Origin of the sequence: Kitasatospora sp. MMS16-BH015, from assembly GCF_002943525.1 — a bacterium.
Classification (GTDB): domain Bacteria; phylum Actinomycetota; class Actinomycetes; order Streptomycetales; family Streptomycetaceae; genus Kitasatospora.
Genome location: NZ_CP025394.1, coordinates 2,575,915 through 2,590,557 on the forward strand (window position 1 = coordinate 2,575,915; position 14,643 = coordinate 2,590,557).

Annotated in this window: 14 protein-coding genes; 5 read left to right on the plus strand and 9 right to left on the minus strand. The window is 71.4% G+C overall.

From position 1 onward, the window contains the following. The 4 genes from CFP65_RS11140 to CFP65_RS11155 all read right to left on the minus strand — a co-directional run bounded on the left by CFP65_RS11140 (window position 1) and on the right by CFP65_RS11155 (window position 2,573). Window positions 1-576 carry a TerD family protein gene (locus tag CFP65_RS11140; protein WP_104815956.1) on the minus strand — a complete coding sequence of 192 codons (576 nt, stop codon included), beginning with the start codon at window positions 574-576 and terminating at the stop codon, window positions 1-3. 239 nt (window positions 577-815) lie between these two features. Further along, complete coding sequence (locus CFP65_RS11145; protein ID WP_104815957.1) at window positions 816-1,391, minus strand: TerD family protein; 576 nt, start codon at window positions 1,389-1,391, stop codon at window positions 816-818. Between the two features lie 77 nt (window positions 1,392-1,468). Beyond that, window positions 1,469-1,927: a peroxiredoxin gene (locus tag CFP65_RS11150; protein WP_104815958.1), complete on the minus strand. Its 459-nt coding sequence runs from the start codon at window positions 1,925-1,927 to the stop codon at window positions 1,469-1,471. A 208-nt stretch (window positions 1,928-2,135) separates the two neighbouring features. Continuing rightward, window positions 2,136-2,573: a DUF3052 domain-containing protein gene (locus tag CFP65_RS11155; protein WP_104815959.1), complete on the minus strand. Its 438-nt coding sequence runs from the start codon at window positions 2,571-2,573 to the stop codon at window positions 2,136-2,138. Between the two features lie 490 nt (window positions 2,574-3,063). Between CFP65_RS11155 and aceE the strand changes: the two genes are divergently transcribed. Continuing rightward, window positions 3,064-5,814, plus strand: coding sequence for a pyruvate dehydrogenase (acetyl-transferring), homodimeric type (gene aceE, locus CFP65_RS11160; protein ID WP_104815960.1), 2,751 nt, complete (start codon window positions 3,064-3,066; stop codon window positions 5,812-5,814). A 69-nt stretch (window positions 5,815-5,883) separates the two neighbouring features. Here aceE and CFP65_RS11165 read toward each other — a convergent pair whose 3' ends face one another. The 3 genes from CFP65_RS11165 to CFP65_RS11175 are packed head-to-tail and all read right to left on the minus strand — an operon-like array spanning window position 5,884 to window position 8,685. Beyond that, window positions 5,884-7,572 (minus strand): serine/threonine-protein kinase, encoded by a 1,689-nt coding sequence (locus CFP65_RS11165; protein ID WP_104815961.1) that lies wholly within the window; start codon window positions 7,570-7,572, stop codon window positions 5,884-5,886. 31 nt (window positions 7,573-7,603) lie between these two features. Then, window positions 7,604-8,005, minus strand: a complete 402-nt coding sequence (locus CFP65_RS11170) for a carboxymuconolactone decarboxylase family protein (RefSeq protein ID WP_104815962.1) — start codon at window positions 8,003-8,005, stop codon at window positions 7,604-7,606. Continuing rightward, window positions 8,002-8,685: a class II aldolase/adducin family protein gene (locus tag CFP65_RS11175; RefSeq protein ID WP_254552338.1), complete on the minus strand. Its 684-nt coding sequence runs from the start codon at window positions 8,683-8,685 to the stop codon at window positions 8,002-8,004. Before CFP65_RS11175 ends, CFP65_RS11170 begins: the two co-directional genes overlap by 4 nt. A 120-nt stretch (window positions 8,686-8,805) precedes the next feature. Here CFP65_RS11175 and CFP65_RS11180 point away from each other — a divergent pair, with 120 nt between their 5' ends. Then, complete coding sequence (locus CFP65_RS11180) at window positions 8,806-9,183, plus strand: MerR family transcriptional regulator (RefSeq protein ID WP_104815964.1); 378 nt, start codon at window positions 8,806-8,808, stop codon at window positions 9,181-9,183. Between the two features lie 75 nt (window positions 9,184-9,258). Here the strand turns inward: CFP65_RS11180 and CFP65_RS11185 are convergent, their stop codons facing one another. Continuing rightward, window positions 9,259-10,569 (minus strand): helix-turn-helix domain-containing protein, encoded by a 1,311-nt coding sequence (locus CFP65_RS11185; protein ID WP_104815965.1) that lies wholly within the window; start codon window positions 10,567-10,569, stop codon window positions 9,259-9,261. Window positions 10,570-10,881: 312 nt separating this feature from the next. Between CFP65_RS11185 and CFP65_RS11190 the strand changes: the two genes are divergently transcribed. Both CFP65_RS11190 and CFP65_RS11195 read left to right on the plus strand, forming a co-directional pair. Beyond that, on the plus strand, window positions 10,882-11,208 hold the full coding sequence (locus CFP65_RS11190; protein WP_371682403.1) for a hypothetical protein: 327 nt from the start codon (window positions 10,882-10,884) through the stop codon (window positions 11,206-11,208). 86 nt (window positions 11,209-11,294) lie between these two features. Then, window positions 11,295-12,137 carry a class I SAM-dependent methyltransferase gene (locus tag CFP65_RS11195; protein WP_104815966.1) on the plus strand — a complete coding sequence of 281 codons (843 nt, stop codon included), beginning with the start codon at window positions 11,295-11,297 and terminating at the stop codon, window positions 12,135-12,137. Here CFP65_RS11195 and CFP65_RS11200 read toward each other — a convergent pair. After that, a complete protein-coding gene (locus tag CFP65_RS11200; protein WP_104815967.1) occupies window positions 12,091-13,686 on the minus strand; it encodes an MFS transporter in 1,596 nt (531 codons plus the stop codon). The two genes, CFP65_RS11195 and CFP65_RS11200, sit on opposite strands and share 47 nt — an antisense overlap. 227 nt (window positions 13,687-13,913) lie before the next feature. Here CFP65_RS11200 and CFP65_RS11205 point away from each other — a divergent pair, with 227 nt between their 5' ends. Continuing rightward, on the plus strand, window positions 13,914-14,618 hold the full coding sequence (locus CFP65_RS11205; protein ID WP_104815968.1) for a TetR/AcrR family transcriptional regulator: 705 nt from the start codon (window positions 13,914-13,916) through the stop codon (window positions 14,616-14,618). Window positions 14,619-14,643 lie beyond the last annotated feature (25 nt).

The following is a 14,643-nucleotide window of genomic DNA, read 5'->3' on the forward strand; positions in this document are numbered from 1 at the left end:
TTACTGTACGTTCACCCCGAAGTCCAGGGCGATCCCGCGCAGGCCCGAGGCGTAGCCCTGGCCGACGGCGCGGAACTTCCACTCCCCCTGGTAGCGGTAGAGCTCGCCGAAGATCATCGCGGTCTCGCCGGCCGCGTCCTCGGAGAGGTCGTAGCGGGCGATCTCGGCTTCGGTGAGGGCGTCCATCACCCTGATGTACGCGTTGGCCACCTGGCCGAAGCTCTGCAGGCGCGCGTCGGCATCGTAGATGGAGACGGCGAAGACCACCTTGTCGGCCTGCACGGGCACCAGGTCCAGGTTGACCAGCACGACCTCGTCGTCGCCCTCGCCGTCACCGGTGAGGTTGTCACCCTGGTGCTCGACCGAGCCCTCGGGGCTCTTGAGGTTGTTGTAGAAGACGAAGTACTCGTCGCCCATGACCTTCCCGCCACTGCACAGCAGCGCACTGGCGTCGAGGTCGAAGGAGGCACCGGTGGTCGACCGCGCGTCCCACCCCAGCCCGATCCGCACCTGGGTCAGGTTCGGCGCGGCCTTGGTGAGCGAGACGTTGCCACCCTTGGCGAGCGTGACACTCATGGTTGTACGTCCTCCCGTTCCCCCGTCACCCGGGGTTGTGATTACCCAATGTGTATGCCCAGGGCCCTCAGTGGGCGTTGACCGCCCCGCTGAACTTGCTGAACTCACCCCCCGTCGGCCCAGGTCAAGGCGGGCGGGGACGTCGAAGGGCCGGGCCCGGGAAGTGATCTTCCCCGGCCCGGCCCCAAGACTAAGCGTCAGACGTGTACGACCACGCGCCGAGCGGCGGCGGGCGAGCGTCAGACGTTGACCCCGAAGTCCTGCGCGATGCCGCGCAGGCCCGAGGCGTACCCCTGACCGATCGCGCGGAACTTCCACTCCGCGCCGTTGCGGTAGAGCTCGCCGAAGACCATGGCCGTCTCGGTGGAGGCGTCCTCGGAGAGGTCGTACCGGGCGATCTCCTGGTTGTTCGCCTGGTTGACCACGCGGATGAACGCGTTCCGCACCTGGCCGAAGTTCTGGTTCCGGGCCTCGGCGTCGTAGATCGAGACCGGGAAGACGATCTTCGTCACCTCGGCCGACACGGTGGCCAGGTTGACCTTGATCGCCTCGTCGTCGCCCTCGCCCTCGCCGGTGAGGTTGTCACCGGTGTGCTCGACCGAGCCGTCCGGGCTCTTGAGGTTGTTGAAGAAGACGAAGTTCCCGTCCGAGGCGACCTTGCCCAGCTCGTTGCAGAGCAGCGCGCTCGCGTCGAGGTCGAAGTCGGTGCCGGTGGTCGTCCGCACGTCCCAGCCGAGGCCGACGAGCACGGCGGTGAGCCCGGGGGCCTCCTTGGTGAGCGAGACGTTGCCACCCTTGCTGAGGCTGACTCCCACTGGTCCTCCTGAATTCCGCTGGTGTCCTGTCAACGGCCCGATCGTAGGGCAGGGTTCCCGGTTCGGGCAGTCGCCACTCAGAGAGCCGCCACGGCGGCCAGGTACTCCTGCACGTCCCGGGCCTCCGGCAGGCCGTTGACCACCGACCAGCGGACCGTGCCGGCCTTGTCGATCACGAAGCTGCCGCGCACCGCGCAGCCCTTCGCCTCGTCGAACACCCCGTAGGCCCGGGCCGCCGCGCCGTGCGGCCAGAAGTCGGAGAGCAGCGGGAAGTCCAGGCCCTCCTGCTCGGCGAAGACCCGGAGGGTGAACGGCGAGTCGCAGGAGACAGCCAGCACCTGGACGGAGTCGTTCTGCAGCCCCACCAGCTCCTGCTGGATCGCGCCGACCTCGCCGGTGCAGACGCCGGTGAAGGCGTACGGGTAGAAGACCAGCACCACGGCCCGCTCGCCGGCCAGCTCGGAGAGCCGCACCGACTCGCCGTGCTGGTTCTTCAGCTCGAAGTCCGGGGCCCGGGTACCGACCTCGATCGCCATGGGGTGCGCCTTCCTGAGCGGGTGCCGCGGCCCGCGCCGCGCTGCTGCCACCGGCATCTTCGCATCCGTCGGGCCCCGATCCGCCGAACGGGTGAGCCCCCCGGTCACGGCACCCCGCCGGACGGGCCGCCCGCCGCCGGCTCCCGGGCACGACGGAGCCCCGCCGGACGGTGTCCGACGGGGCTCTGGTCACGGGCCGGGTGAGCGCTCAGCGCTTGCCGGACTTGGCGGCCTTCGGGGAGGCCAGACGGGTGCCGGCCCAGTCCTTGGCGACGGAGACCGAGCTGGTCTGCGAGAGACCGGCCGTCTGGGCCGCCTCGGCGATCTCGTGCGGCTCGACGTGGCCGTCGCGGCCCGTCTTCGGGGTCAGCAGCCACACCAGGCCGCCGTCGGCCAGGTAGTCCAGGGCGTCGACGAGGGCATCGGTCAGATCCCCGTCCTCCTCGCGGTGCCACAGCAGGACGCCGTCTGCGACGTCGTCGTAGTCCTCGTCGACGAGTTCGGTGCCGGTGACGTCCTCGACGCCCTCACGAAGCTCCTGGTCACAGTCTTCGTCGTACCCGAGCTCCTGAATGACCTGTCCGGCGGAGAAGCCGAGACGGTGCGCCGGGTTGGACTTGTCCGCGGGGTCCGCGGTCGCGCTCACGGGAATAACCTCCAGTATTCGGCTCGGCATCATGCCGAGGCTTGGCCGTAGTCCACACGGGAGTCGCGGTTCGCGCAAGTACCCGCTCCCCGATCCCACCCAAAGGTTGACGCCACAGCGGCGGACACGCCGAGGGATGTGCCGGGAATCACACCGATTTGCCCTTTTCTGTGCGCCTCCGTGATGCTGCGGGTGCCGACCTGACCGAGAGCCGCCGTTGGCCGGACAGCTGACCGAGATGCGAACGCCATTCGGGGGCAGCGCCCTCGCGGGCGTAGAGTCTCCTGTTGGCCCTCACCTCGACCTGTCGCCATCGGCGGATCGAGAGCCTGAAGCACTTCAGGTAAAGGTCGGACCACCTCCTTGTAGTACCCGGTTTCGCAGCACCAGGTGCGGTTACCGATCGGTAGAGATGACGGATCTCCGAGCAGCGGTAGACGATGGAGGCGGCGCGACACACCTCAGTTACGACCGACAGTGAAGGAACAGCGTGGCTTCCGGATCAGATCGCAACCCGATCATCATTGGCGGCCTTCCGAGTCAGGTCCCGGACTTCGATCCCGAGGAGACCGCGGAATGGCTGGAGTCGCTCGACGCGGCCATTGACGAGCGGGGGCGTGAGCGCGCCCGTTACCTGATGCTCCGCCTGATCGAGCGCGCCCGCGAGAAGCGCGTCGCCGTGCCCGAGATGCGCAGCACGGACTACGTCAACACGATCGCCACCAAGGACGAGCCGTTCTTCCCCGGCAACGAGGAGATCGAGCGCAAGGTCCTGAACGCGACCCGCTGGAACGCGGCCGTGATGGTCTCCCGGGCGCAGCGCCCGGGCATCGGCGTCGGCGGGCACATCGCCACCTTCGCCTCCTCCGCGTCGCTCTACGACGTGGGCTTCAACTACTTCTTCCGGGGCAAGGACGCGGACGGCGAGTCCGGCGACCAGATCTTCTTCCAGGGCCACGCCTCCCCCGGCATCTACGCGCGCGCCTTCCTCCTGGACCGACTGTCCGAGCAGCAGCTCGACGCCTTCCGCCAGGAGAAGTCGAAGGCCCCGTACGGCCTCTCCAGCTACCCGCACCCGCGGCTGATGCCGGACTTCTGGGAGTTCCCGACCGTCTCGATGGGCCTCGGCCCGCTCGGTGCGATCTACCAGGCCCGGATGAACCGGTACCTGGAGCACCGCGGCATCAAGGACACCTCGGACAGCCAGGTCTACGCCTTCCTCGGCGACGGCGAGATGGACGAGCCCGAGTCGCTCGGCCAGCTCTCGCTGGCGGCCCGCGAGGGCCTGGACAACCTGACCTTCGTGGTCAACTGCAACCTGCAGCGCCTCGACGGCCCGGTCCGCGGCAACGGCAAGATCATCCAGGAGCTGGAGTCGCAGTTCCGCGGCGCCGGCTGGAACGTCATCAAGCTGATCTGGGACCGCAGCTGGGACCCGCTGCTCGCCCAGGACCGCGACGGCGTGCTGGTGAACAAGCTCAACACCACCCCGGACGGCCAGTTCCAGACCTACGCCACCGAGACCGGCGCGTACATCCGCGAGCACTTCTTCGGCGGCGACCTGCGCCTGCGCGCCATGGTCGAGTCGATGTCCGACCAGCAGATCCAGCACCTCGGCCGCGGCGGCCACGACCACGCCAAGGTCTACGCGGCCTACAAGGCGGCCCGCGAGCACAAGGGCCAGCCGACGGTCATCCTGGCCCAGACGGTCAAGGGCTGGACGCTCGGCCCCAACTTCGAGGGCCGCAACGCGACGCACCAGATGAAGAAGCTGACGGTCGAGGACCTGAAGCGCTTCCGCGACCGCCTGCACCTGCCGATCACGGACAAGCAGCTCGACGAGGGCTACCCGCCCTACTACCACCCGGGCAAGGACTCCGAAGAGATCCAGTACATGCACGACCGCCGGCGCGAGCTGGGCGGTTACGTGCCCACCCGCAAGGTGCGGCCGCGCCAGCTGGAGCTGCCGGGCGACGACGCCTACAAGGCCGTCAAGAAGGGCTCGGGCAACCAGACCATCGCCACCACCATGGCGTTCGTCCGGGTGCTCAAGGACCTCATGCGGGACAAGGGCATCGGCAACCGCTTCGTGCCGATCGCGCCCGACGAGTACCGCACCTTCGGCATGGACTCGCTCTTCCCCTCGGCGAAGATCTACAACCCGCTGGGCCAGACCTACGAGTCGGTCGACCGTGACCTGCTGCTGGCCTACAAGGAGTCGCCGACCGGCCAGATGCTGCACGACGGCATCTCCGAGGCCGGCTGTACCGCCTCGCTGATCGCCGCCGGTTCGTCCTACGCGACGCACGGCGAGCCGCTGATCCCGGTCTACGTCTTCTACTCGATGTTCGGGTTCCAGCGCACCGGTGACCAGTTCTGGCAGATGGCCGACCAGCTGGCCCGCGGCTTCGTGATCGGCGCCACCGCCGGCCGCACCACCCTCACCGGTGAGGGCCTGCAGCACGCCGACGGCCACTCGCTGCTGCTTGCCTCGACCAACCCGGGCGTCGTCGCGTACGACCCCGCGTACGGCTTCGAGATCGCGCACATCGTCCAGGACGGCCTGCGCCGCATGTACGGCTCCTCCGCCGAGCACCCGCACGGCGAGGACGTCTTCTACTACATGACGGTCTACAACGAGCCGATCAAGATGCCGGCCGAGCCCGAGAACGTCGACGTCGAGGGCATCCTCAAGGGCATCCACCGGTACGCCCCGGCGACCGCCGGCCAGATCCCGGCCCAGATCCTCGCCTCCGGCGTGGCGGTGCCGTGGGCCCTGGAGGCCCAGCGCATCCTCGCCGAGGAGTGGAACGTCAAGGCCGACGTCTGGTCTGCGACCTCCTGGAACGAGCTGCGCCGCGACGCCGTCGAGGCGGAGGAGTTCAACCTCCTGCACCCCGAGGAGCCGCAGCGCGTCCCGTACGTGACGCAGAAGCTCACCGGCGCGGAGGGCCCGTTCGTGGCCGTCTCCGACTGGATGCGGGCCGTCCCGGACCAGATCTCGCGCTGGGTGCCGGGCCGCTACCAGTCCCTCGGTGCCGACGGCTTCGGCTTCGCCGACACCCGTGGTGCGGCGCGCCGCTTCTTCCACATCGACGCCCAGTCGGTGGTCCTCGGCGTGCTCACCGAGCTCGCCAAGGACGGCAAGATCGACCGCCACGCGCTGAAGGAGGCCGTCGACCGCTACCAGCTCCTGGACGTGGCCGCGGCTGACCCGGGTGCGGCGGGCGGCGACGCCTGAGCTGCTCCGTAGCTGACTGAAGGGCCCGGCTCCTCCTGGGGGAGCCGGGCCCTTCGGGTTCTTCGGGACTCATTTCGGGGTGAAGTTGTTCAGGACGGTGGAGAAGGTCTGCTGGCCCTGGGTCCAGTCGCCGGCCGGGACGCCCAGGTAGATCGCGTACTCGGTGCCGTTCGGGGCGATGTACGCCTGGTCGGCGGCGACCCGGGGGCCGCGCTGGGTGTCCGTCCAGCTGAACTCCCAGAGGGCGCCGTCGCGGCCCTGGTAGACGTCGGGGCCGAGGGTGAGCCGGGTGTAGTCCGGCAGCGAGCCGACGGCCTGTTCGAGCTGCTGGAGGTGGGCCAGCGAGCTCTGGGTGGCGGCCGGGGTGAGGCCGAAGCGCAGCAGGTGCGCGCCGCCGTCCGGCGAGTAGTCGATCTGGCCGCTGTTCTCGCTCCGCGTCCAGCCCTGCGGCACCGCGACGCGGAACCCGGCCGGGTCGTCCACCCACCGGTACCCGGCGGGGGCGGCCTGCGCGGCGGCGGTCTGCGGGGGCAGCACGGCGGTCTGGGTCACCTGGACGGTGGCCGTCACCGTGGGCACCGGCGTGGGCGCGGGGGTGGGGGTCGGGGTCGGCGTGGGGGTCGGAGTCGGGCTGGGACTCGGGGTCGGGGTCGGGGTCGGGGTCGGGGTCGGGGTCGGTTGGACGGTGACCGTGGGGGCCGTGGTGGGGTGGCTGCTGCTGCCGCCGCTGTTGACCACGGCGAAGGCCACGCCGCCGACCATCATGGCTGCCAAGGCCGTCGCGGCGGCGATCAACCAGGGGCGCCGGCGGCGGCGCTCCGGTGGCCGGGGCTCCGGTGGGGGTACCGGCGCGGGTGGGTAGCCGCCGGGTGGGGTGATCTGGGTGGGGAGGTGGTCGGGGGTGGCCGCGCGTTCGGTGACGGGGTGCAGGGCGGTGCCCGAGGTGCGGGCGGTGGCGATCACGGTGAGCTGCTCGTGGGCCTCGGCGGCGGTGGGGCGTTCGGCCGGGTCCTTGCGGAGGAGGGCCTCCAGCACGGGGGCCAGGGTGCCGGCGTGGCGGGGTGGCGGGAGGGGGTCGGTGATCACGGCCTGGAGGGTGCTCAGGGTGGTCGTCCGGTGGAAGGGGGATTCGCCCTCCACCGCCGCGTACAGGGTGGCGCCGAGCGACCAGAGGTCGGACTCCGGGCCCGGGCGGTGGCCCATCGCGCGTTCGGGCGCGATGTAGTCGGGCGAGCCGACGATGTCGCCGGTGCGGGTCAGGCCCGGGGCGCCCTCCAGCCGGGCGATGCCGAAGTCGGTGAGCACGGCGCGGCCACCGCGCTCGAGCAGCACGTTGGCCGGCTTCACGTCCCGGTGCAGCACCCCGAGCCGGTGCGCCTCGCCCAGTGCCTGCACCAGCTGCGCCCCGATCCCCGCCGCGTCCCGCGGCAGCAGGGTGCCCTCGGTGGCGATCACCTCGGCCAGCGAGCGCCCGTCGATCCGCTCCATCACGATCCACGGCCGCCCGTCCTCGGCCAGCACGTCGTGGATGGTGATCACGCCCGGGTGCTTGATCCGGGCCGCCGCCCGGGCCTCCTGCTGCATCCGGCTCTGCAGGGCCGGCAGCTCCGCCTCCGGCACCCCCGAGGCCGTCAGCTCCTTGACCGCCACCTCGCGGTCCAGCAGCTCGTCCCGCGCGAGCCAGACCGTGCCCATCCCCCCGCTCCCGAGCCGCTCCCCCAGCCGGTACCGTCCGGCCAGTAACCGTCCGCCGTCCATACCTCCAGTCTCGGCCCATTCGGGCGAGTTCTCAGCCGGGAGACTCCTCGGTGGGCAGCAGCTCGGCCACGATCTCGATGCCGAGCGCGTAGGCCGGGGTGCCGGCGGTGATCAGCGCGGTCTCGGCCACCCCGACCAGATCGGCGAGCCCGGCCCCCGCGTGCAGCGCGCCGCGGGCGTGGATCCGGGCCGGGCCCGGGCGGCCGAGGGCGAGCAGCTGGCCGAAGTGGACGAGTTGCTGCACCCGGGCCCCGAGCGGGCTGTCGGTCAGCACGGTGTCCCGCAGCGCCGTGAAGCGCTCCTCGGTGGACAGCCGGCCGAGGGCCTGCGCCACCCGCAGCCGCTCCTGCACCCCGTGCGGGACGGCGCCCAGCGTCGAGCGGTACCGCTCCCGCAGCGCCTCGGCCCGGGCCGCCAGGTCCTCCCCGGTCACGAGGCGGTCCGGGCCATCGAGGCGCGCACCGCCGCCAGCGCGCCGGCCGGGAAGTCCACGGCCCCGCCGAGCAGGGTGGCGGCGAGCTCGGCCTCGGCGCCCTCCTCGATCGCCGTCACCAGCAGGGCCGCCGCTGCCGCGTCGGGGCCGAAGACCAGCAGACCGTGGTTGGCCAGCAGCACCGCGGAGGTGGTCGGACGCTGCGCCAGCACCTCCACCACCCCGCGCACGGAGACGTCCGAGCCGCGCGGCCCCCAGGGCACCACCGGCACCTCCTCGGCCTGCCCGAAGCGGAGCATCGGCTCGGTGCGGCAGGGCAGCGGCCGGTGGGCCACCGCGAAGGCCGTGGCGGCCGGGGAGTGGGTGTGGATCACCGCGCCCACCTCGGGGCGGGCCCGGTAGACGGCGCTGTGCATGGCGATGATCTCGGCGCCGGCCGCCCGCAGTTCGCCGGCCAGCACCGTCCCGTCCAGGTCGAGGGTGGCCAGCTGGTCGGCCTCCAGGTCGCGCACCCACCCCGGGGAGAGCAGGAAGCGCTCGGCGTCGAGCCGCACGCTCAGGTTGGCGTGGCCGGAGTGCGACATCACTCCGGCGCGGAAGAGCTGCCTCGCCGCCTCGACGAGCTGCTGGGCCTCGGGTTTCTGGGCCTCGGGTGTCTGGGTCATGGCTGTCCGAGTCATGGCTACCGCTCCAAGTCCGGTGGTCGGCGGCGCCGTTGCGCCGCCGTCCCACATCACCGGTAGCCTCCGACTTGAACCATGGTTCAAGTCAAGCGCCCGCATCGAGACAGGGGGAACGGCATGCTCGTGACGATCGGCCGGCTCGCCGAGCTCACCGGGGTGCCCGCATCGGCGATCCGGTACTGGGAGCGGCACGGCCTGCTGCCGACGCCCGAACGCCAGGGCGGGCAGCGCCGCTACCCGCCGGAGGCGGCCGACCGGATCGTGGTGCTGCGCACCTGCCAGCAGGCCGGGCTGACGCTGGCCCAGATCCGGGAGTTCCAGGAGCAGCAGCCCCGCAGGGCCGCGATGATCCGCACCAAGCTGGCCGAGATCGAGCAGCTCCGGATCGACCTGGAGCACGCCCGGCAGCTGATGGAGCACGCCCTGCTGTGCAGCAAGACGGACATCGTCGCCTGCCCCACCTTCCAGGAGCAGCTCGCCTCCTGGCGCCGGTAGCCCAGTACTTCAGGGACGCGGGGCCCTGCTGAATCAACTGCGCGCGCGGGCAAGCAAAGGGGCGCGAGCCCGTCGTCAGACCATCGCCCTGCGACCGGGACGCCGCCGCGCAGCGGCAGCCAGCTCGCGGACGCCGAGGACGCCCGGGTGCCGCTCGGTCAGGTCGGTGACGATCCGCGAGATCGCCGGACGGTCAAGGACTTCGCCAGGGCTGGCACGCAGCGCGGACAACAGCTCGTTCACGGTCTGCTCCGGGCGGCCGTACTGCCACCAGGCACGGGCGAGGTCACTGTGCAGCCGGGCACGGCGCTCGGCGGTGGAGAACTGCTCGGCGCGCAGGTTCCTCCCCATCTCCAGCGCGGCACCGGCATCCCCCAGGGCCCAGTGGACGCCCACCGCGTACAGGTCCACGGCTGCCGGGGAGACGGCGAACAGCCGCCCGCTCGGGACGGTGGCCGGGAGCCGACAGGCGGCGCGGCGAGCCTCCTCGGTCATGGCAAGCGCGTCGGTCCGCTGACCGGCCACCGCTGCCGTGTAGGCGAGCGTGCACAGCAGCTGCGCGTACGCGGCGGCCTGCGCCGAGGTCCGCAGGCCGGTGGCCTCCACCCGGGCCGTGGCCGTGACCATCAGTCGCTGCGCGGTGTCGGCCTGACCTCGGTGACGCAACACGATGGCCAGCTCGCGGGCGGCAGCGGCCTGGGCGATCGGCGCCCCGGAGAGGTCCGCGAAGGTACGGGCCCGGTCCGCAGTCAGACGGGCCCGATCGTAGTGCCCGGTCTTGCTGAGCAGCGCGGTGGCGAGGCTGTAGACGGTGGACAGACGGGCTTGGTCGAGTTCACGACGGGAGGCGGCGGCGGCCTCGGCGTCGGCGATGAGTCCGGGCAGCGCGTCGAGGAGCCGGTCGTGGGCGCCGGCGTCGTAGAGCTCGCGTGCGTCGGCCAGCCGGTGATCGAGGCGGTCAGCCCGACCGGTGGGGGCGGGGGTGTCGGCGAGCGCATCGTCCAGCCCCAGGAGCAGGGAGGCGGGACCGGCAAGAGTGGCGGCGACCACGGTGCGGCGGTGCATGGGGCTCTCCTCGGCGTCACGCGGATTGCGCGCCACTCTAGCCCTGCCTGAGTCGAGTGGCGGGTAGAGCGCGAGGGAAGTCACCAGGAGGTGGGACGGCACTCCGACAGCTCGCGCCGCCCGCCGAACGAGCGTCAGGTCGACGACCCGGGTGCTCCGTTCCAGCCGGCTCAGCGTGGACGGGGAACAGCCCAGGCGACGCCCAAGGGTTTCGAGCGTCCACTCATGGTGTTCACGACCGAGTCGGATCAGGGCGCCAGGCCTGCGCTCATCGGCGAGCCGGCATGCTTTCGAAGTGGTCCAGAGTGGGTCACCGGGCATCGGCGCTCCCAAGTAGCACGACCGGAGCAGTCACACCGTACCCGTCGGCTGACGACCCGTCGACGCCCCTTGCACGGACTGCAAGGGGTTGCCTCCGTGTGCAAGCCGACCGCCGATCAGCCTCTCGGCGCAGTCTGCTGGTGTCCTCGCTCCGGACGGACCGGAGCTTCCTCATCGGAGGCGACCATGGCAATCGCTCTGGTACCGGTCGGCCCCACCACCCGGTCGCACGACGTGCGCGATCTCGTCCCGGCTGACCTGTGGGCCAAGCAGATCGGCCTGCTCATGCGGGACTACCCCTAAGACACGGTCATGGCTGCCCGGGTCTTGGGGCAGGGCTACGCCTACCTGCTGACCGCGATGACCCACCGCGACGAGCACCTGTCGTTGGGCCCCAGCTCCCTTGTCGACATCGGCGTGCACACGATCATCTTGGACACCGTCGCCTACGCAGAACTCTGCGACAGGTACAACGACGGCCACTTCCTGCATCACGTCCCGGCCGTTGAGTTCAAGCAGGACGGCACTGTGCTGCGTACGGCCCGGTTGGTCGCCGCCGAAGGCTGGGTGGTCGACCTGCCGCTGTGGGCCGATGCCGCGCAGTGCAGCCCGTGTCACCCGGGGAACGACTCGCACTGACCCACGGAGCCCGTCCGTTACGGGCAGACGGGTGAACCTCCGGCGAAGCCGCCCACGCCGGCGCTTCGCTTGCCAGGATCGGCCGGGTGACCACGCCTGCGCGCACCACCCCGGTCGATCTCTGGCACCACTACGGCCGCACCCGGGGCGCCACCGACCGCGCCGTCCCGGACCGATTCTGCTGGAACTGGGCCCAGGACGGCGGCCCAGGCGTAGAGATCCTTGGCGACCTGGCCGGTCGCTGCATCGTCGATCTCGGATCCGGCGCCGGACGCCACTCCGCCCACTTGGCGGCACACCACCGCCCCACGCTGGTCGACGCCGTCGACGCGTCGCCCGCCCAACACGCCATGGCTCTCGACCTCTTCGGCCACCTCGCGCCCGTCCTGCGACCGATCCAAGCCGATGTGACGCGCCATCTGTTCGAACGCCCCAGCTTCTACGACATCGCCTACAGCGTCTTCGGCGCCGTTGACTTCACCGACCCGCACCGGCTGCTACCCGCCATTGCCGACGCGCTGTGCCCGGGTGGCCTGCTCGTCATCGCGACCTTGGGCCATTACCTGACCGGCGTGCCGGCCGAACCGGACGCCGTGCCCGCGGAGATCCCTGCCAGGACCCCCGAGGGCGCCGGGGCGACGCTGCGACGCTGGGTCCTCCAGGAGCACGTTTGGACCGAACTGTTGGACCAGGCCGGGTTCACCGGGACTACCGTCGAGCGCCTGCCCTCGGCCGTCACAGGGCCACGAACCGCCGACACTCTGCTGCTGCGCTGCAAGACCGGGGGCGCGAGGGTCCGTACGGCTACCGGACTCGCGCCCCTTCGCTTGCCCGCGCACGCAGTAGATTCAGCGGGGCCCCGCGCCCCTGGCCTTCCGCCCCTCAGATGTGAACCGCCGGGCCGGCGTCCGTCGTGCCGCGCTTGGTGAGCAGGCCGAGCAGGGCGGCGGCGAAGGCCACCACGGCGGCGACGGCGAAGGCCATCGACATGCCGCTCACGAAGGAGTGGTGGATCGCGGTGGAGAGGCCCTCGGAGACGGCGGCCGGGGTGCCCTGGGGCAGCGGCGGGGTGAGGCCCAGCTGGGCGGCCTGCTTGAGGCCCTCGCCCTGCGGGCCGGGCGGGAGGGCCTGGCCGACGGCGGTGAGGTTGCCGGGCAGCACGGAGCTGACCTTGGCGGCCATCACCGCGCCGAGCACGGCGGTGCCCAGGCTGCCGCCGACCTGCATCGCGGCCTGCTGCAGGCCGCCCGCCACGCCGGAGAGCTCCAGCGGGGCGTTGCCGACGATGACCTCGGTGGCGCCGACCATGACCGGGCTGATGCCCAGGCCCATCAGGACGAACCAGAGCGACATCACGCCGGTGCCCGAGCCGGTGTCCAGGGTGGACATCCCGTACATCGCGACGGTGGTGAGCAGCATGCCGACCACGATCGGGATCCGCGGCCCGACCTTGCCGATCGCGGCCCCCGCGGCCGGCGCGCCGACGATCATCATGCCGGTCATCGGCAGCAGGTGGACGCCGGCCTGGACCGGGGTCATCCCGTGCACGTTCTGCAGGTAGAACGTGACGAAGAAGATCGCGCCGAAGAAGGCGAAGGCCATCAGGACCATCAGCAGGGTGCCCGCCGAGAGCGGCACCGAGCGGAAGAGGCTGAGCGGGATGAGCGGCTCCTTCGCCTTGGTCTGCCAGAGCGCGAAGGCGATCAGCGCGAGCACCGCGCCGCCCAGGAAGAGCCAGGTGGTGCCGGCGCCCCAACCCCAGGTCGGGGCCTTGATGATGCCCCAGACCAGCAGGAACATCGCGGCCGAGAGCAGCAGGATGCCGGGGATGTCGAAGGACTTCGCGGCGTTCTCGGCGCGCACGTCGCGCAGGATCCAGAGGCCGAGCGCGAGCGCGATCAGGCCGACCGGGATGTTGATGAAGAAGACCGACTGCCAGCTGACGTGCTCGACCAGCAGCCCGCCGACGATCGGACCGGCGGCGGTGGAGGCGCCGATCACACCGGCCCAGATGCCGATCGCCATGTTGAGCTTCTCGACCGGGAAGGCGCCGCGCAGCAGGCCGAGCGCGGCGGGCTGGAGCAGCGCGCCGAACAGGCCCTGGAGCACCCGGAAGGCGATCACCGTCTGGATGTTGGTCGCGAAGCCGATCGCGGCCGAGGTGGCGGCGAAGCCCGCCGCGCCGACGAGGAAGGTGGTCTTGTGGCCGAACCGGTCGCCGATCTTGCCGGCCGTGATCAGGAAGACCGCGAGCGCGAGCAGGTAGCCGCTGGTGACCCACTGGATGTCGGCGGGCGAGGCCTTCAGGTCGGTCTGGATGACCGGGTTGGCGATCGCCACCACGGTGCCGTCGAGGGCGACCATCATGACGCCGACGGCGACGGTGAGCAGCGTCAGCCAAGGGTGGCCCTTGAGGCTGCTGCCCCCGCCGGCCCCGGCCGGAGCCTTGGCCTCGCGGGATTGGACGGACTGACTCATGGCTGGGGGCCCTCCGGGAGTTCACGGCACGGGGGCCGTCGGGACAGGCCCCGGGAGTGGCGCCCCGGCCCACCCGTCCCCACGAGTCGTCCGGCCGGACGGGCGCCACCCTCCAGGGACAATATGACAGCAGCTGACATTCGGCAAACACTGTCTTCTGTTAATGGCTGACATATGTCAGAACGCTAGAGTTGACCCGACACACCCACGTCGGAAGGCCCCCCGCCATGACCGCGCGGCTCACGGACCCCGCCCGCCCCGGACTGCTCCCGGCGGGCCCGCCGATCGGCCTGCGCGAACGCAAGAAGCAGCGCACCCGGGACGCCCTGGTGGAGGCCGCCCACCGGCTCTTCCTGGTGCAGGGGTACGGCCGCACCACCGTGGACGAGATCGCCGCCGCCGTGGACGTCTCCCAGCGCACCTTCTTCCGCTACTTCGCCAACAAGGACGAGGTCGCGCTCGCCGTGCTGGCCGACGCCGAGGACCACTTCATCGCCCACCTGCGGGCCCGCCCGGCCGAGGAGAACCCGCTCCGGGCGCTGCGCAACGCCATCGTGCTGACCTGGCGCGAACTCGGCGCCGGCCCCGAGAACGGCCCCAGCACCATCACCACCGCGCTCGAACTCATCCAGCTGATCGAGGACACCCCCACCCTGCTCGCCGCCCACCTGCGCCGGATCACCGAGCAGGAGCTGGTGGTGGCCGGCATCCTGGCCGCCCGCGAGGGCCTCGACCCGGCCGCCGACCTGCGCCCCCGGGTCATGGCCGCCGTCTTCAGCGGCGTGCTGCGCAGCGCCCACCTCTCCTGGAGCGCCGAGGCCGACACCACCGACTGCGGCGGCCCGGAGTCGATGATCCAGCTGATCGAGCGCCACTTCGACCAGCTCGGCCCGGCCCTGGCCGGCAGCTGGCGCAGCCCCGCCGAGGCGTAGGCCTCCGGCGGGCGACCCCGGCACT